Origin of the sequence: Bradyrhizobium sp. SZCCHNS2022 (genome assembly GCF_032377575.1) — a bacterium.
GTDB classification, from domain to species: Bacteria; Pseudomonadota; Alphaproteobacteria; order Rhizobiales; family Xanthobacteraceae; genus Bradyrhizobium; species Bradyrhizobium aeschynomenes.
Map to the genome: position 1 here is coordinate 1,213,805 of NZ_JAUHHZ010000001.1, position 17,982 is coordinate 1,231,786.

A 17,982-nucleotide genomic window follows, 5' to 3' on the forward strand; every position below is an offset into this window, starting at 1 on the left:
AGCATGTCCCGCGTTCGAAGAGGCCGCCATGCATCTCGCCCATGATCCGACAGCACCCGCGGCCGCCCAGATCAGCTTCGACCAGTTCCTCGCCGTCGATATCCGCGTCGGTACCATCGTCGCGGCCGAGCCCTATCCGGAGGCGCGCAAGCCGTCGCTGAAGCTGACGATCGATTTCGGCCCGGCCATCGGTACCAGGCGTTCCAGCGCGCAGATCGCCTCGCTCTATGATCCGGGCACGCTCGTCGGCCGCCAGGTCGCTGGTGTCGTCAACTTCCCGCCGCGGCAGATCGGCAAGTTCATGTCGGAGGTGCTGACGCTCGGCTTTCCCGACGAGGCCGGCAATGTCGTGCTGTTCAAGCCCGACAAGGTCGTGCCGAACGGGGCGCGGTTGTTCTGAGCGGGGAGCGCCGGCAATGGATATGCTGCTCGAACCTGTTACGCTGCCGCCATTCCCCGAAGGCTTGAGGATTTCGCTGCGGCAGATGCATCTTCTCCAGGCTCCCATGGGCGGCACCCTGGTGACCGGCGGCGCCACCTTCCGCGTGTTCGCGCCGCATGCCAAGGCGGTCTACGTGTCCGGCCCGTTCAACGACTGGGCGCAGGATGCGAGCTGCCGCCTGGCGCCGATCGGCAATGGCCATTGGACGATCTTCATCCCCGGCCTGAAGGACGGCGACGCCTACATGTACTTCGTCGAGGGTGAGGGCAATTCGGGCTACAAGCGCGATCCCCACGCGCGGCTGCTCACCGTCGATCCACCGTTCCCGCAAGCGCATTCGGTGCTGCGCAATCCGCAAGCGTTTCCCTGGCATGACATCGACTTCACGCCGCCGCCTAACAATGAATTCGTGATCTATCAGCTCCATGTCGGCACCTTCGACATGAAGGCCGGCAATCCCGACGGCTGCTTCTTCGACGTCATCGAACGCGTGCCGCACCTCGCCAAGCTCGGAATCAACGCCATCGAGCTGCTGCCGGTGCAGGAATTCCCGACCATGTTCAGCATGGGCTACAACGGCACCGATCTGTTCAGCCCGGAGACTGACTATGGCGAGGTGGAGCAGGCGCATCTCGCGGCCTATTTCGCGCGGACCAACGAGATCCTGATGGCCGCGGGCGCCGTGCCTTACGCCGATATCGGCGTCGTCAGGCATTGCGACGACCAGCTGCGCGCGCTGATCGACGTCTGCCATATCCATGGCATCGCCGTGTTGTTCGACGTCGTCTACAACCATGCCGGCGGCGGCTTCGACGAGAACAGCATCTGGTTCTTCGACCGCCAGCCTTACGGCGATCCCAACCGCAGCCTGTATTTCACCGACCAGGGTTGGGCCGGCGGGCAGGTGTTCGCATATTGGAATGCCGACGTGCGGCAGTATCTCGTCGACAACGCCATCATGTTCTATCGCGAGTACCACGCCGACGGCCTGCGCTTCGACGAGGTCAGCGTGATGGACCGCTTCGGCGGCTGGGCGACCTGCCAGCAGCTCACCGAGGCGCTGCGCGCGGAGAAGCCGGACGCGATCCAGATCGCGGAATTCTGGCCGGTCAATCCGTGGGTGGTGAAGGACATCGCGCAAGGTGGCGCCGGCTTCGATGCGACCTGGAGCGATGGCCTGCGGCTTGCGGTACGCGGTGCCATTGCCAGCGCGGCGGGCGGAGCAGGGGCTTCGGTGGCGATGCAGCCCATCGCCGCGGCCATTGCCGATATCAGCCTCGGCAATCGCTGGCGCATGGTCAACTCGATCGAGAACCACGACATCGTCTATGCCGGCCGCGAGCCGCGCATCTCGCGTCTCGCCGATCCCGTCGACAGCCGCTGCTGGTACGCGCGCAGCCGCTGCCGCGTCGCCACCGGCCTGCTGCTGACCGCGCCGGGCATCCCGATGCTGTTCATGGGCCAGGAGCTGTTCGAGGACCGGCCGTGGAGCGACACGCCCAGCCTGGACACCACGATCCAATGGGCGCTGCTCGACGGCGAGGACAAGATCACCGCCGACGCGATGCGCTTCACATCGGAGCTGATCGCCATCCGCCGCACCCATCCGGCGCTGACCTCCGAGGGCTGCGCCGTCGTCCACGTCCACGACGCCAACCGCGTCCTCGCCTTCCACCGCTGGGACGGCCAGGGCGACGACGTCATGGTGATCGTCAGCCTGAGCGAAACGCCGTGGCGCGACTACGCCATCGGCTTCCCGGCCGGCGGCGCGTGGCACGAGGTGTTCAACAGCGACGTCTACGACAATTGGGTCAATCCGGGCGTGGTCGGCAACAACGGCGCGGTGAATGCGAACGGCCCCGCGCTGCATGGCCAGCCGAATTCGGCGATGGTGACGATTCCCGCGAATGGGCTGCTGGTGTTTGCGCGAGCGTAGCGGAAGGAAACTGACTTGATGCGGGCGTCATCGGCGATCAAGGCACTGTTCACTGCGATCGCCCGGACTCATCAGGCCAATCGAGCGCGCCGGGAGGCTGACCGCGATCCGCCCCCTCATCGCATCGATCTGGCGCCTGGGCTGATGATGCAGATCCCGCATCTTAAGATAACACTAGACGCGCGCTTTTCCGATGGCGAGCCCCTCGATCTGACGTTCGAGCAGGCAAGTGAAATCATCGGATCGATAAGAACGGCCTGTCAACGCAGGGACCGAACCAGCGTCAGTTACCCCTACAGGCATTTCGAATGGACGACAGACGCACGGCCACGGCCTGACGACCCGGACGGCGTGTGGATCACATGCAGATCCGGCGGTGATCTATCAAATCGGCGAGCCCGCCGGGATGAACTATTTACTGCGTGCTGCGAGTTCGGCGGCATGTTTGAATGGATCTATAAGCGAGCTACCGGAGCTGACGCGTAGGCCGTAGGGTGGGCAAAGGCGATGCCGTGCTCTCCCGACGAATGAGATCGCAGAGGCGCCGTGCCCACCGTCTTGCCGGCGTGCTCGTTGATCAATGGTGGGCACGCCGCCGCCTTCGGCGTCCGCTTTGCCCACCCTACAGCACCGTGCTCAGAAGCGGCGATATGCGAGCGAGGACCTCCGGTCTCTCCGCCGTCATTGCGAGCGCAGCGAAGCAATCCAGGGTGGTGGGCGGGACTCTGGATTGCTTCGCTGCGCTCGCAATGACGCGGTGAGGACGGGGCACGCCCATCGGCGAAGCGATCTGCAGGGGCGAACTATACAATCAATCGCCCCTGCCGCTCCGCAATCCCGATCACGGCCTCGGTCCCGGCATTGAAATCGAGATGATCCGACTCGATGCCATCCGAGAAGATCACGCCGTTCTCCGGCATCAGCGAGCGCAGGCGCAATGTCTCGCCGCCGTCGAGGCCGCCGCACACCAGCGACGTCTGCGACGTCTTGCTCGGGAACGGCTCGCGGACGGCAAAGCGAAGCGCGCGGGCGTCCCAGGGCAGGGCGGTGTAGCCGCCGTCGCCGTGACTGCCATAGCGGCCCGCGATCGCCAGAGCACCGGTGACGATGCTCTTGAACCAGGCGGTCGAGCCGAGGCCGGTTGCCACGATCAGCCCGCTCGACGACTGCCGCTCCTGCCGCTCACGCGTCGCGATCTCGTAGCGCGCCGACACATGCGTGCGCGCGCCGATGAAGAGGTCGTTGACGGCGTACAGCACCTGGCCGTCGGCGAGGCTCGCGCGCGCCATGGTCACCGCCTTGGCGGCGCGCTTGTCGGCGGCGACCTCCGGCAGCAGGTTCGCGAGATCATCCGGCGCGAACGGCAGCAGCACGCCGTCATGGCGCAGCGAGTCCGGGTTGAGACCGAGCAGCGGCTGGCCGTCGAGATATTTCATGGTGTTGGCGACCAGCCCGTCGGGGCCGAGGGCTGCGACGATGTCGGCGGGGCCGAAGATGAAGTTCGGCAGGAAGCCGCGGTCGACGATCTGGTAGCGGCCCCAGCGCTCCAGGGTCTGCGTGGCCGTGGCGCGCGCGGCCTGGTAGGCCGCGTGCTCGCGTTCGTAGTCGGAGAAGTCGGCGCCGAGATGCTCGACGTAGAAGCGGGCCTGGTCCGCGGTGAGGAACTTTGCGATCAGCTCCTCGAGCCGCGTCCTCCTGGTGACCAGGATCACCTTGCGGTCATTGCCGGACACGGGGGGCCTCCGCGGGCTTCTGCATCAGGCTGTTCAGCAGCTCCGGCGAGACGTTCAGCTGCCCGATCTTCTCGGCCTTTTCGGCGAGGCCAGAGAACGCCTGCGCGATCAGCTGGCCCGGCTGCATGCCGGTCGCCGCCAGCGCCTGGATCACGCGGGTGTCGACACCCTCGAAGATCTTCATCAGCGCGCCGACGCGGTAGGCTTCGGCGTCCGCCAGCGTGCGGGTGTTCGCCGCGTTCAGCGACACGAAATCCTTGCGCTTGGCCTCCAGCCCGATGTCGGCGACCATGCCGGCCTCGCGCAGCTCGTTCTTCTTCGCTGCGACGCTGGCCTCCGCATCCATCTGCGTCTCGCGGATCGAACGCTTCTTCTGTTCGACCGCGATCTCGGTGTCGAGCTCGCTCTCGCGGATGGCCCGCTCGCGCTCGACTGCGAAATTGCGCCGGGCGAAGATGGCCTCGTCCGCGGTCTTCAGGATCGCCTCGCGCGCCTCGGCTTCAAGCGCCTTCGCCGTTTCCGGCGTCGGCTTCACCGCCCGCACGGCGACGCCGAGGATTTCAAGACCCAGCGCATCGATGTCGGCCCGTTGCTTCAATCCGGCTGCGATCGCCTCAGCGATGCGGTCGGAAGCGCGCAGCGCTTCCCGGAGGGTCATGTCCTTGACCGCCTGCTGCGCCAGCACCTCGACCGCGCCGAGCACGCGCTGCGGCAGTTCCTCCGGGTCGTCGGACTCGTAGGTCTTGCCGTCGCGCTTGAGCGTGAAATTCAGCATCGCCGCCGCCTTCTTCGGCTCGCCGATGCGGTAGGTGACCTGGCCCTGGATGGTCAGTGTCTGAAAGTCGCGGGCGATCTGCTGGAAGATGAAGGCGGCGTCGCGGCTGCCGATCGGGATCGCGACCAGCGAGGTCGCGGGCCCGTAATAGAAGGTGGAGAGCCCGGCGCCTTCCTCGACGATCGTGCCGGCGCGGTACTTGAGCAGGTAGGTGGTGGGCTGGGCCTTGATGAAGCGTAAGCCGAACATGGCGGCCTCCTGACGTGTGACGGCGTAAGTGTGTCACGCCAACTAAGTAAGTTGGATAGTACAACTAAGTATGCTAGTGTCAAGCGGCAAAATCGAAGGGGACGGCGGTATGGCAGGACGGCAGGGACCGGGGACCGGGGCGGGGGAGCCGGTGCAGAGCGGGGCCAAGAGGCGCGCGCTGGATTTCCCACGGCCGCTGACCACGGTCGACATCGTCATCTTCACGATCCGGCAGGAGGCGCTGCATGTGCTGCTGGTGCGCCGCGGCCATGGCGAGGGCGAGCCGTTCCCGGATGCGCAGGCGCTGCCGGGGGGATTCGTCGATGTTGCGAGGGATCGCGACCTCGAGGCCTGTGCGCGGCGTAAGCTCGCCGAGAAGACCGGCGTGGTCAGTCCGTATCTCGAGCAGCTCGGCAGCTGGGGCAGCGCCACGCGCGATCCGCGCGGCTGGTCGGCGACCCATGCCTATTTCGCGCTGATCCCGGCCTCAGCCGCGGAGACGGCGCTCGCGGCCGATGCGCAATGGTCTCCGCTTCAAGGCGCGAGCGTGAAACCGAAGCTCGCCTTCGATCATCAGGAGATCCTGCAGGCCGCCGTGCAGCGGCTGCGCAACAAGGTCGAATACACCTCGCTGCCGGCCTATCTGATGCCGGAGGAGTTCACCTTGCCCGAGCTGCAGCGGACCTACGAGATCGTGCTTGATCGTCCCTTGGAAAAGAGCGCCTTCCGCACCCGCATGCTCTCAGCCGACCTGATCGAGCCGATCGACAAGATGCGCAAGGGGCCGAACCGGCCGGCGCAGCTGTATCGCCTGAAGAAGGCCGCCGCGCCGGTGTACTTTGCGCGGACGTTCAACGCGCCGGAGTGAAGCTCTTGTAGCCCGCATGAGCGAAGCGACATGCGGGGTCCCACGCGCTGCGAGGGGGGGGGCCGCCCGCTTCGCCACCGTCATTGCGAGCGCAGCGAAGCAATCCAGGGTGGTGTGCGGGACTCTGGATTGCTTCGCTGCGCTCGCAATGACGGGATGAGAGGGTCGTGCGCCACGCGACCGCTCGCGCCGCGTGGCGCAAGGCTTGGTCAGGCCGAGAAGTCCACCACCAGCGACTTGCTGGTCGAGCTCGACGAGCTGCTGCCGTTGGCGCTGTAGGACGAGGTCTTGCTGCTGTTCGAGCTCTGCAGCGCCTCCAGCAGCTTCTTCAGGAGCTCCTCGACCTGGGACGAGGAGTCCGACGACGTCGATGACGAGGTGCTCGACGTGGTGTCGGTGCTGGACTCATCGTCGCTCGGAGGCGGACCGGGCGGCGGACCACCGGCGCCACCTGCGCCGCCCGGACCGCCGGAGAAGGCGTTGGCAAATACGTTCTTCAGCTCGGTCGCCTGGTCCGAGGTCAGCTTGCCGCTGTCGACCTCGCTCTGGATGAGATCGTCGATCTTCGACTGCATCTCCTCGGGCGATGGCGGTTTGCTGGAACTGGTCGACGCCGACGAGCTGCCGCTCTGCAACGCGGAGTCGATGTCGTCGAGCGCCGACGACAGCGCGGTCTGGTCGGCGGAGCTGACCTTGCCGGCCGAGACTTCCTTGGTGAGCTCCTGTTTGAGCAGGTCGAGCGGCGAAAAGCCGGTCATGGAGGAGGCGGAGATCGACGTCATGGCATGCTCCGAGGGTTGCGACATCAAACCTGCCTCCAGGTGGGGCTCGAACGATTAACGGCTGCTTGTTCCATGTGTACGGATGTGTCTGGACCCGCCGCGCACACAAAACGAAGCAAGAAAGTCAGCCGACTGGCGCGAATTCCGGATGTGTGCACCAGAGCTTGCCCCGCGCCCGCCGTCATTCCGGGGCGCGCGAAGCGCGAGCCCGGAATCCATCGGGCGGCAGAACGTGCGGATAAATGGATTCCGGGCTCGTGCTGCGCACGCCCCGGAATGACGACCTCTCCTGGAGGGGCGGCTCACCTCCTGTCCCGGGCAAGGCCGCATGCCGAGAGCGCAGTGCTCGGACGGCCGAAATGGTGTATCCGCGAGTGACTGGCGGCGCCCCGCGGGGCATGTCCGCCACAAGGAATAAATTCCCGGAGGAACATCCATGTCGGCCTTGCCGCTGTCTGGCATCAAGATTCTCGATTTGACCCGCGTGCTGGCGGGGCCGCTCTCCGCCCAGATGCTGGCGGATCTCGGCGCCGAGGTGATCAAGATCGAGCGTCCGGGCACCGGCGACGACGCGCGTGCGTTCGGGCCGCCCTACCTGAAAGACCCCGAGGGCAAGGCCAACAACAACAATTCGTTCTACATCTGCGCCAACCGCAACAAGAAATCGGTCACCGTCAACATCGCCTCGCCCGAGGGCCAGGAGATCATCCGCGCGCTCGCCAAGGACTGCGACGTGTTCATGGAGAACTACAAGGTCGGCGACCTCAAGCGCTACGGCCTCGACTACGACGCCATCAAGGCGGTCAATCCCGACGTGATCTACTGTTCCGTCACCGGCTTCGGCCAGACCGGGCCGTACGCGCCGCGCGCCGGCTATGACGCGATCTTCCAGGCCATGGGCGGGCTGATGAGCGTCACCGGGCACATGGACGGCGAGCCGGGGGCGGGGCCGATGAAGGTCGGACCGTCGATCGTCGACTACATGACCGGCATGAACACCTCGATCGGCATCCTCTCGGCGCTGTACCACCGCGACGTCAATGGCGGCGGCGGCCAGCACGTCGACGTCTGCCTGTTCGACACCGTGATCGCCTCGCTGTCGCACTACGCGCAGATCTTCCTGATCAACGGGAAGTCGCCGCCGCGGCGCGGCACCTGGGGCAATGGCGGCATGCCGGCCGGCGTGTTCCGCTGCACCGACGGCGAGTTGATGCTGGTGGTCGGCAACGACGCCCAGTTCGCGCGCACCTGCGCAGTGCTCGGGGCGCCGGAGCTCGCCACCGATCCGAAGTTCGTCAGGAACAACGACCGCGTCGTCAACGGCAAGGAGATCATGGCGATCTTCGCCGGCCTGTTCCTGAAGAACTCGGTCGCGCATTGGCTGGAGGACTTGGAGAAGGCGGGCGTGCCCTGCGGCCCCGTCAACGACTTCGCCCATGTCTTCGCCGATCCGCATGTCCGCTCGCGCGGCATGGAGGTGAAGGTCGATCACCCGTTCGAGCCGCAGCTGTCGGTGATCCGCAACGCGCTGACGTTCTCGGGCACGCCGATCACCGACTACCGCGCCCCGCCGCTGCTCGGCGAGCATACGCAGGACGTGCTGGCGGGGCTCGGCTACGACGCGGCGAAGATCGCGGCGTTGAAGCAGCAGGGCGTGGTGTAGGGCGCGACAATCGCGGCATTCCCCGACGTCGTCCCGGCGAACGCCGGGACCCATAACCACCGGCCGCGGTGCTGATCCTCGATCTCTCCCCGCGTGCCTCAAGACGGATCACGCGGTATGGGTCCCGGCGTTCGCCGGGACGAACCGTGGAGAGAGTGTGCCTCAGTTGTGGCGGTGGTGACGGTAGCGCTTCGCCTTGTGCCTGGGCGCGTGATAGCGCGGCTCTGACACATACGGAGCCGGCGGCGGCGCGCCGAGCTGTTGCCGCGATTCCTGCAGGCGGCGCTGATAGCCGGGGGAGTTCATGATGTTGGCGGCGGCGCCGCGCGCCAGCACCGGCTCGCTGGCCGAGACCATCGCGATCGCCGTGGCGGCGACGGCCATGATCAATCGCAGGCGCTGCGTCATCCGGCTTGCTCCATTCTGGCTAGCGCGCCTCGCGCGCCGCAACCTTCTGCGTTGACTTTGCCGCCGGCACGCGCGTGGTCAAGCCGAGCACGGCGCCGCGCACGACGCGGTCGATCACATCCTCGACATCGTCGAGGTCGCATTGTCCGTCGGACAGCTTGGTGAGGCGCTCGCTCTCGCGGATGGTGTGATGCGCCATGGCGAGCGCGAAATGCAGGCCCCAGAACAGGTCGACTTCGGAGCTCTCCGGCAGCGCGCGCTTCATCGCTGCGGCGAATTTCCGCAGATGGTCGATTTCCTTGTTCTTGATGCGGCGAATTGGCGGCACCGATTCGATCGAGGCGCGGATCATGAAGCGCGCCACCGGCGAACGCTGGTTCTCCGGCCCCAGGCAGCCGCGCAGGATCGGGCCGACGAGGGCGCGCAGGATGGCGCCGATCTCGGCGCGGCCGCCGCCGGCGTCTTCCGCCGCCCGCAATTCGCGCAGCCGCTCGCGGTTGAGCGCGATCGAGCGCGTCACGAACAGCTCGGCGATCAATTCGTCCTTGGAGCCGAAATGATAGTTCACCGCGGCGAGGTTGACGTTGGCCTCCGCGACGATGTCGCGCAGAGTCACGTCGGAGAAGCCGCGCTCGGCATAGAGCCGCTCGGCGGCGACGAGGATCGCAGTCCGGGTCTGGTCGGTCGCCATATGGTCCCCGTTGCGTTTCAAACGATTGTATGAAACTATTGTTTGAGACGGCCGGAATGTCAATCGCGGTGCTTCCGCGCGGCGAGATTTCGGCACTGCGGCGACGATCCCGGTGAAACCGTGCCGCGCAAGATCGCTCTTGCGCTGACGCGGCCAGCGGATCGACACTGCGGCAAAACGCGGCCAGGAAACACCCAAGGAGAGTCCCATGGACTTCACGATGTCGGCGAAGCAGCAGGAATGGCTGGAGCGCGTGCGCAGCTTCATGACCAAGCATGTCCGCCCGGCGGTGCCGATCTACAAGCAGCAGGACGCCGAGGGCGATCGCTGGAAGGTGATCCCGATCCTGGAGGATTTGAAGGCCAAGGCAAAGGCCGAGGGCCTCTGGAACATGTTCATGCCGCCGTCGCCGCACGAGGACGACGAGTTCCGCGGTGCCGGCCTGACCAATCTCGAATACGCGCTGCTGTCGGAGGAGATGGGCCGCATCTCCTGGGCCTCCGAGGTCTTCAACTGCTCGGCGCCGGACACCGGCAACATGGAAGTGTTCATCCGCTACGGCACCAAGGAGCAGAAGCGCAAATGGCTGCGCCCGCTGATGGACGGCGAGATCCGCTCGGCGTTCCTGATGACCGAGCCTGCCGTGGCCTCGTCCGACGCCACCAACATCGAGACCCGCATCGTGCGCGACGGCGATCACTACGTCATCAACGGCCGTAAATGGTGGTCGTCGGGCGTCGGCGATCCCCGCTGCAAGATCGCGATCCTGATGGGCAAGACCGATCCGTCCGCCGCCAAGCATCAGCAGCAGAGCCAGATCCTGGTGCCGCTCGACACCCCCGGCATCAAGGTCGAGAAGATGCTGCCGGTGTTCGGCTTCGACGACGCGCCGCATGGCCATGCCCAGGTGCTGCTCGAGAACGTGCGCGTGCCGGCGGAGAACATCCTGCTCGGCGAGGGCCGCGGCTTCGAGATCGCGCAGGGCCGTCTCGGCCCGGGCCGCATCCATCACTGCATGCGCACCATCGGCAAGGCCGAGGAGTCGCTGGAGAAGATGGTGCGCCGGCTGATGACGCGCACGGCGTTCGGCAAGAAGATCATCGAGCATTCGGTGTGGGAGCAGCGCATCGGCGAGGCGCGCACCAACATCGAGATGTGCCGGCTGCTGTGCCTCAAGGCCGCCGACATGATGGACAAGGTCGGCAACAAGACCGCGCAGGGCGAGATCGCCATGATCAAGGTCGCCGCCCCGAACATGGCGCTGAAGATCATCGACGACGCCATCCAGGCGTTCGGCGGCGCCGGCGTGTCCGATGATGCGGGTCTTGCCAAGGACTACGCCAACATCCGCACGCTGCGCCTGGCCGACGGCCCGGACGAGGTGCACAACCGCGCCATCGCCCGGCTCGAGATGAAGAAATACGCCAACGAGCCGCGCCACTAAGTGTAGACTCGTAGGGTGGGCAAAGCCTCCGTCGTCGCGCGAAGCGCGATGATGGAGGCGTGCCCACCATTTTCGAGTATGAGGGAAGACGGTGGGCACGCTTCGCTTTGCCCACCCTACCAATGTCAATGTGCAGCGGTGACTCACCACTTGCGTCATTCCGGGGCGACGCGCAGCGTCGAACCCGGAATCCAGAGATGAGTTTGACAAGATCGAGATTCCGGGTTCAGCCCTCGCGGGCTGCCCCGGAATGACGAACAAGCGAGAACAGGGAGCCTCGTCGTGGCCGACGGCGTCAAGAAGGACGAAGAATTCTCCGGCACCAAGCCGGTCGAGGAGCGGCATCGGTTCGACGAGGCCAGGCTCGCGGCCTGGATGGCCGAGCATGTCGAGGGCTATGCCGGCCCGCTGACCGTGCTGCAGTTCAAGGGTGGCCAGTCGAATCCGACCTACCGGCTGAACACGCCGTCACGCTCCTACGTGCTCCGCCGAAAGCCGTTCGGCAAGCTGCTGCCGTCGGCGCATGCGGTCGATCGTGAATTCCGCGTCATCGCGGCGCTCGGCAAGCAGGGCTTTCCGGTCGCCAAGGCCTATGCGCTCTGCAACGACGACAGCGTGATCGGCTCGGCCTTCTACATCATGTCGATGGAGGAGGGCCGGGTGTTCTGGGATCCGACCCTGCCGCATGTCGGGGCTCCCGAGCGCCGCGCGATCTTCACCAGCAAGATCGAGACGCTGGCGAAGCTGCACACCTACGATCCCGCCGCGATCGGGCTGGCCGATTTCGGCAAGCCCGGCAACTATTTTGCCCGCCAGGTCGACCGCTGGACCAAGCAGTACCGGGCGTCCGAGACCGAGCATCTGCCGGAGATGGAGAAGCTGATCGAATGGCTGCCGCGCACCTTGCCGGTGCAGCAGCGCGTCTCGATCGTGCATGGCGATTATCGCCTCGACAATATGATCTTCCACGCCTCGGAGCCGCGTGTCATCGCGGTGCTCGACTGGGAGCTGTCGACGCTGGGCGATCCCATGGCCGACTTCACTTATCTGCTGATGCAGTGGATCATGCCCGGTCTCGCCGGCGTCGACCTCAAGGCGCTGAACATTCCGACCATGGAGGAGGCGGCGGAGATCTATCGCGGCGTCACCGGCACCGAGCTGCCCGACCTCAACTGGTACTTCGCCTACAATCTGTTCCGCCTCGCCGGCATTCTCCAGGGCATCATCGGCCGCATCCGCGACGGCACCGCCGCCAACGACAAGGCCATCGAGTCGGTCAAGCGCATGGTGCCGATGACCAAGCAGGCCTGGGAGTACGCGCAGAAGGCGGGTGCGGTGTAGCCTCTTGGAGCCCGGATGAGCGTCAGCGACATCCGGGTTCTCACTTGCTGCTGCGGTGAACCCGGATGTCGCTTCGCTCATCCGGGATACGCGCGACACACCCTCTCAGCGGCCACCGCCGCCACCTCCACCGCCGCCGCCCCCACCGGCCGTCGTCATCGCACTGCTGTAGCGCGGATCGGTCTGCTTCATGTAGATCGGCGACGTGTCGGTGCTCTTGCGGCGCGGGCCCTCTTGCACGTGTTGGTATGTGCCGCAGGAGCCCCATGAGCTCAGCTCGCACGGCGGCAGGCTGGGCTGGCGCGCCTGGGCGCTGGTTGCAGCCGCCCCGGCCGCGAGGGCGCCGATCAGGGTGAGCAGTCGCAGTTTCGATAGTCTCGACATCTGATTCCATCCTTCGGTTTGGCGAAGCCGGAAATGGTCCGCTTGCGAAGTTCGACGGAGCCTGGAAGCGGGCGGTTCGAAGAGGCGCGCTGAAAAAACCCCGCCAGTGCCGATGTCTGCGGTTGAACCGGACTGCTGCTCGCTGCGACATGACGCGGTCGCGCCGTCAAAGAAAGTTTGCGAGCGCGATCAAGACGATCGTCTCGATCAGTCCGGGCGGACGAAAGATTTTGCTTTCGCTTTTTCGGAATTTGTGCTTTGCTGTGGTCATCCCGCCTCACTCGGAGGGGCGTTGCGCGCGATCGTCACGACACGCGAGGCGGGGAGGCGATGGCCGCGATGGAGCCGCAGCGTGTCCTTGCGATGCGCGGACGAACGGCTCGGCGCGGACGTGAAGTCGCAGGGTCCTGATACCCCGACGCTGGTATCAAGTCGCGTTGGCCTGAGCGCCGCGCGGTGATGGTGGCCAACGAGCCCGGCGCACCAGGGAGACTGCGTATAAGCGTTAAGACCGTCGCGCAGGGAAGGCCGGGTGTTCTCGGCTGCACCTGTGGTACCTGCCGCCTGCATTTTTTTCGCAGGCGGGCCGCAGGCGTCAGCCGACGCCTGGCCTTCCCTGCGCCCTTCGATTGGAGGGCGGCGACGATCGGATCACTCGGGCGTGGATGCGCCGCGGGAATAAATCTGCATGATTGCACTCCGTCATTGCGAGCCACCCGGTGCGCACGAAGCGCGGCCGGATGACAGGCTCCGCGACGCAATCCGGGGCTCAGGTGGCGACTCTGGATCGCGTCGCTGCGCTCGCGATGACGTTCACGACACACACCGTCATCCCGGCCAAGCGCCGGCCGCGCGAATGCGCTGGCGGTGCGCAGAGCCGGGATCCATACGCCGCAGCAGAACTGTTGGGCAAAAAGCCAATGGCCAGCTGGCCTCAAACCACTCCCTGGGGGTATGGGTCCCGGCTTTCGCCGGGACGACGGCGGAGAGTGAAGCGGCAGCTCACCTAGATCGGCTTGCCCGCATACGGCATCGACGCGGTGAGGCCGCCGTCGACCGGGAACGCCTGGCCGTTGACGTAGGAGGCTTCGTCGCTGGCGAGGAACAGGGCCATGGCGGCGATCTCGTGCGGCTGGCCGGCGCGCTTCAGCGGATTGAGCTGGCCGATCTTGCCTTCGGTGCCGCGCTCCTTGGCGCCGTCGAAGATCGGCTTGGTCATGCCGGTCTCGATCAGTCCGGGGCAGACCGCGTTGATGCGCACGCCGGTGCCGGACAGCGAGTAGGCGGTGGTCTGCACCAGGCTGATCACGCCGGCCTTGCTGGCCGCATAAGGATGTCCGGAGGCGCCGGACTTCAGGCCTGCGACGGAGGCCGTGCAGACGATCGCGCCGCGCTGCTGCCGCACCATGTGCGGCATGGCGTATTTGACTGCGAGGAACGGGCCGATCAGATTGATGCGCAGGATCTCCTGCCAGTGCTCGACGGTCTGCTCGGCGATCGGCTTCAGCCCGCCAGAGATGCCGGCATTGGCCCAGATTACGTCGAGCTTGCCGTAGGTCGCGACCGCGCGATCGATGAAGCCCGAGACATCCGCCTCGGAGCCGGCGTCGGCGAGCACGGCCTCCGCAATGCCGCCCTGCTGCTTGACCATCTCGACCGTCTCCTTGACGGCCTCGCTGCGATCGACCGCGATCAGCCGCGCGCCTTCCTCGGTGAACATCAGCGATGCGGCGCGGCCGATGCCGCTGCCGGCGCCGGTGATGATGACGGATTTGCCTTCGAGGCGGCCCATGTTTCCTCCTGCTTCATTGTTGATCAGTTGCGTACCGCGCAACGGAATTCAAACGCCGTTTCAAACGTACCGGGATCGCCAAGCGGCTTGAGACGACTGAGGCCTTCACGTACAGCGAGAGACCGGCAGAGGGAAGGGTGACGCGATGACAGCTGATGGAACGAGGCCTTCTGTTGTCACCACGCGCTGGTGGTGGGTGCGCCACGCGCCGGTGCGCAGCGACGGCGGCAACATCTACGGCCAGTCCGACATCGCCTGCGACACGGGGGACCGTGAGGTGTTCGAAGCCGTGGCCAAGATCCTGCCGCGCAGCGCCGTCTGGTATGCGAGCAACCTGATGCGCACGCATCAGACGGCGGAGGCGATCTGGGAGGCCGGCTTCCCGCGCCCGGCGGATATGATCAAGGAGGCCGCCTTTGCCGAGCAGCATCTCGGGCAATGGCAAGGCATGAACCGCGCCGCCTTTCTGGCGAGCCGTCCCGCCGGCAGCCATTGGTTCGCCGCCATCGACGAGCCCGCGCCGGGCGGCGAGAGCTACATGGATCTGTATACCCGCGTCACCGCGGCGATCGCGCGCATCACGGTGGCGGAAGCCGGTCGCGATGTCATTGCGGTCGGCCATGGCGGTACCATCAAGGCCGCAGTCGGCCTGGCGCTTGGCGGTCTCGTCGAGAAGGGGCTCGCGTTCGACATCGACAATTGCTCGGTGACGCGACTCGATCACATCGAGGCCGGCGACGTCAGCACGTGGCGCCTGCCGATGGTCAATCAGCAGCCCTGGATCGCCGATGCCGCGCACCGCGCGATGCATCAGCCGGCCGGGCCGGAGGTCACGACGAGCAAGCTGGCGTGAGGAGACGCGTGGGTGTTCGACAGGTCGTATATGGGTGGTGAGCCTCTCAGTGCACCCGCACATTCAACTGTCATCGTCCGCGGAGGCGGACGATCCAGTACACGCCGGCCTCTCGGGTCTCACGACCGCCGCAGCGTACTGGATGCTCCGCCTGCGCGGAGCATGACGGCGGTGGGTGGAACGGATTCCATCCGCCTCACGACAAATGTCGACCCGATAACGACCTAACAACAACCTAGGAGGACCTCCCCATGACCCTGTTCGACATGACCGGCAAGGTGGCCGTCATCACCGGCTCCACCCGCGGCATCGGTCTCGCCATCGCCGAGCGCATGGCCGAGCACGGCGCCAAGGTGGTGATCTCCTCCCGCAAGGCCGATGTCTGCGAGGCCGTCGCCAAGGAGATCAACGAGCGCTTCGGTGCCGGCACGGCGGCTGCGGTCGCCGCCAACATCTCCAGCAAGGAGAATTTGCAGAACCTCGTCGACGAGGCCAACCGCATCTACGGCCAGATCGACGTTCTCGTCTGCAACGCCGCGTCGAACCCATACTACGGGCCGCTGGCCGGCATCTCCGACGATCAGTTCCGCAAGATCCTCGACAACAACATCGTCGCCAACAACTGGCTGATCAGCATGGTCGTGCCGCAGATGATCGCGCGCAAGGACGGCTCGATCATCATCGTCTCCTCGATCGGCGGCCTGAAGGGCTCGACCATCCTCGGCGCCTACGCGATCTCGAAAGCCGCCGACATGCAGCTCGCGCGCAACCTCGCCTGCGAATACGGCCCGCACAATGTGCGCGTGAACTGCATCGCGCCGGGCCTGATCAAGACCGATTTCGCCAAGGCGCTGTGGGACAATCCGGACAATCTGAAAGCGTCGACCGCCCGCTCGCCGCTGCTGCGCATCGGCATCCCGGACGAGATCGCCGGCGCGGCGGTGTTCCTGGGCTCGGCCGCCGGCAACTTCATGACCGGCCAGACCATGGTGATCGACGGCGGCGCGACGATCAGTTGAGGTCGACGCTGTCTCTGCGCTCTCCGTCATGGCCGGGCTTGTCCCGGCCATCCACGTCGAGCGGCGGGTGTCGATGCGCGTGGATGGCCGGGTCAAGCCCGGGCATGACGACGGAGAGAGCATACGTCCCTCACTCCACAGACACTCACAACTGTCGTCCCGGCGAACGCCGGGACCCATAACCACCGGCCATCATGAGGCAGGCAACTGGCAGTGACATCCCTCGACAGATCACGCGGTATGGATCCCGGCGTTCGCCGGGATGACGGTGGTGGGTGTCGCCAGATCCGGGCATACGACGCAGCCGGCTCACTCCACCGCCGCGTAGACGACGTCGCGGACCAGCGTGCGCAGATAGTCCCGCTGCCCGGGAGCCTGCGCCATGAACACGCAGAACAGCTCCTCCTTCGGGTCGATCCAGAAGAACGTGCCGGCGATGCCGCTCCAGAAGAAGGTGCCCACCGAGCCGGGGAAGGGGGCGATGCCGGCGTCGCGGCGGACGGCGAAGCCGAGGCCGAAGCCGTGACCCGGCGACAGCAGGGTGCCGACCGTCTTCACGTCGGGGCCGAGATGATCGGAGGCCATCAGCTCGAGCGTCTTGCGGCCGACCAGCCTGACACCGTCCAAGCTGCCCTTGTTGAGCAGCATCGCGCAGAACCGGGCGTAGTCCATGGTGGTCGCCACCAGCCCGCCGCCGCCGGATTCCATCACCGGTTGCTCGGTCATCTTGAACAGGTTCACGGCCTCGCCGGTCCACGGGTCCTTGGCAAACGGCTCGGCCAGCCGGCCGGCATTGGCCTCGCTGGTAAAGAAGCCGGTCTCGTTCATGCCGAGCGGCTTCAGGATGCGCTCGGCCAGGAACGCGCCGAGCGATTGCCCGGAGACGACCTCGATGATCCGGCCGAGAATGTCGGTCGAGCGGCTGTAGTTGAACTCCGCGCCCGGCTGGCAGATCAGCGGCAGGCCGGCGACGATCGAAGCGTGCTCGGCGTTGGTGATCTTGCGGCTGCGGACCCGCGACTGCTGGTAGAGCTGGTGCACCGGCCCGGTGCCGGTGTGCTCATAGGCGAGACCCGACGTGTGGCGCAGCAGGTCCTGCACCGTCATCGGCTGCGCCACCGGCACCAGTTCCAGCTTGCCGCCCTTGTCGATCCCGACCTTCTGGTCGCCGAATTCGGGGATGAACTTGGCGACGGGGTCCGACAGCAGCAGGTCGCCGTCCTCGGCCAGCATCATGATGCCCAGCGAGACGATCGGCTTGGTCATCGAGAAGATGCGGAACAGCGAATCGGGCCGCATCGGCGTGTCCTGGTCCGGCGCCTGCCGGCCGATGGCGTCGAACCAGCCGATCCGGCCGCGGCGGCCGACCAGCAGCGTCGCGCCGGGGATCGTGCCCTTGTCCGCCTCGCGCTTGAACGCGTCCGAGGCCCGCTGCAGCCGCGCCGCGGACAGTCCGAGCGCCTCAGGCCGGTCATCCGGCAATGGCAGGCTCAGGGAGCGGAGCGCGGACAGCGGCATGCTGGGGGCGGGGGACGGGGTCATGGGCTCTCCCTCGAGCAGTGTTGTTCTGGGCGATGTTGTCGGTTTGCATCAAGTCTGGCG

Annotated in this window: 16 protein-coding genes; 8 read left to right on the forward strand and 8 right to left on the reverse strand. The window is 66.1% G+C overall.

Annotation, left to right across the window (positions count from 1 at the left end):
- Positions 1-28: 28 nt before the first annotated feature.
- Both QXZ94_RS05330 and QXZ94_RS05335 read left to right on the forward strand, forming a co-directional pair.
- Positions 29-400: a tRNA-binding protein gene (locus tag QXZ94_RS05330; protein WP_315719541.1), complete on the forward strand. Its 372-nt coding sequence runs from the start codon at positions 29-31 to the stop codon at positions 398-400.
- 16 nt (positions 401-416) lie between these two features.
- Entirely contained in the window at positions 417-2,378 is a 1,962-nt protein-coding gene (locus QXZ94_RS05335) for an alpha amylase C-terminal domain-containing protein (RefSeq protein ID WP_315719542.1), read from the forward strand.
- An 803-nt stretch (positions 2,379-3,181) separates the two neighbouring features.
- Here QXZ94_RS05335 and QXZ94_RS05340 read toward each other — a convergent pair.
- On the reverse strand, positions 3,182-4,111 hold the full coding sequence (locus QXZ94_RS05340) for a sugar kinase (protein ID WP_315719543.1): 930 nt from the start codon (positions 4,109-4,111) through the stop codon (positions 3,182-3,184).
- Positions 4,098-5,135, reverse strand: coding sequence for an SPFH domain-containing protein (locus QXZ94_RS05345; RefSeq protein ID WP_315719544.1), 1,038 nt, complete (start codon positions 5,133-5,135; stop codon positions 4,098-4,100). The genes QXZ94_RS05340 and QXZ94_RS05345 overlap by 14 nt, the downstream gene beginning before the upstream one ends.
- A 109-nt stretch (positions 5,136-5,244) precedes the next feature.
- Between QXZ94_RS05345 and QXZ94_RS05350 the strand changes: the two genes are divergently transcribed.
- Positions 5,245-6,003 (forward strand): NUDIX hydrolase, encoded by a 759-nt coding sequence (locus QXZ94_RS05350; protein ID WP_315719545.1) that lies wholly within the window; start codon positions 5,245-5,247, stop codon positions 6,001-6,003.
- Positions 6,004-6,212: 209 nt separating this feature from the next.
- Here the strand turns inward: QXZ94_RS05350 and QXZ94_RS05355 are convergent, their stop codons facing one another.
- Positions 6,213-6,785, reverse strand: a complete 573-nt coding sequence (locus QXZ94_RS05355) for a hypothetical protein (RefSeq protein WP_315719546.1) — start codon at positions 6,783-6,785, stop codon at positions 6,213-6,215.
- Between the two features lie 436 nt (positions 6,786-7,221).
- On the opposite strand from QXZ94_RS05355, the gene QXZ94_RS05360 reads away from it, so the two are divergent.
- Positions 7,222-8,448, forward strand: coding sequence for a CaiB/BaiF CoA-transferase family protein (locus QXZ94_RS05360; protein ID WP_315719547.1), 1,227 nt, complete (start codon positions 7,222-7,224; stop codon positions 8,446-8,448).
- Between the two features lie 162 nt (positions 8,449-8,610).
- Here QXZ94_RS05360 and QXZ94_RS05365 read toward each other — a convergent pair whose 3' ends face one another.
- Both QXZ94_RS05365 and QXZ94_RS05370 read right to left on the reverse strand, forming a co-directional pair.
- Positions 8,611-8,856: a hypothetical protein gene (locus tag QXZ94_RS05365; protein ID WP_172108021.1), complete on the reverse strand. Its 246-nt coding sequence runs from the start codon at positions 8,854-8,856 to the stop codon at positions 8,611-8,613.
- A 19-nt stretch (positions 8,857-8,875) separates the two neighbouring features.
- Positions 8,876-9,547: a TetR/AcrR family transcriptional regulator gene (locus QXZ94_RS05370; protein WP_315719548.1), complete on the reverse strand. Its 672-nt coding sequence runs from the start codon at positions 9,545-9,547 to the stop codon at positions 8,876-8,878.
- A gap of 208 nt (positions 9,548-9,755) precedes the next feature.
- On the opposite strand from QXZ94_RS05370, the gene QXZ94_RS05375 reads away from it, so the two are divergent.
- Complete coding sequence (locus QXZ94_RS05375) at positions 9,756-10,991, forward strand: acyl-CoA dehydrogenase family protein (protein WP_250174032.1); 1,236 nt, start codon at positions 9,756-9,758, stop codon at positions 10,989-10,991.
- A 282-nt stretch (positions 10,992-11,273) separates the two neighbouring features.
- Positions 11,274-12,332 (forward strand): phosphotransferase family protein, encoded by a 1,059-nt coding sequence (locus QXZ94_RS05380; RefSeq protein ID WP_315719549.1) that lies wholly within the window; start codon positions 11,274-11,276, stop codon positions 12,330-12,332.
- 105 nt (positions 12,333-12,437) lie between these two features.
- On the opposite strand, the gene QXZ94_RS05385 is transcribed toward QXZ94_RS05380, so the two are convergent.
- Entirely contained in the window at positions 12,438-12,716 is a 279-nt protein-coding gene (locus QXZ94_RS05385) for a hypothetical protein (protein WP_172180303.1), read from the reverse strand.
- 1,006 nt (positions 12,717-13,722) lie between these two features.
- Positions 13,723-14,508 (reverse strand): SDR family oxidoreductase, encoded by a 786-nt coding sequence (locus QXZ94_RS05390; protein ID WP_315719550.1) that lies wholly within the window; start codon positions 14,506-14,508, stop codon positions 13,723-13,725.
- Between the two features lie 145 nt (positions 14,509-14,653).
- Here QXZ94_RS05390 and QXZ94_RS05395 point away from each other — a divergent pair, with 145 nt between their 5' ends.
- Together QXZ94_RS05395 and QXZ94_RS05400 are read left to right on the forward strand one after the other, a co-directional pair.
- Positions 14,654-15,361, forward strand: a complete 708-nt coding sequence (locus QXZ94_RS05395; protein WP_315719551.1) for a histidine phosphatase family protein — start codon at positions 14,654-14,656, stop codon at positions 15,359-15,361.
- Between the two features lie 251 nt (positions 15,362-15,612).
- Entirely contained in the window at positions 15,613-16,380 is a 768-nt protein-coding gene (locus tag QXZ94_RS05400) for an SDR family oxidoreductase (protein WP_315719552.1), read from the forward strand.
- A 309-nt stretch (positions 16,381-16,689) separates the two neighbouring features.
- On the opposite strand, the gene QXZ94_RS05405 is transcribed toward QXZ94_RS05400, so the two are convergent.
- Positions 16,690-17,922, reverse strand: a complete 1,233-nt coding sequence (locus QXZ94_RS05405) for a serine hydrolase domain-containing protein (RefSeq protein WP_315719553.1) — start codon at positions 17,920-17,922, stop codon at positions 16,690-16,692.
- Between the last annotated feature and the right edge of the window lie 60 nt (positions 17,923-17,982).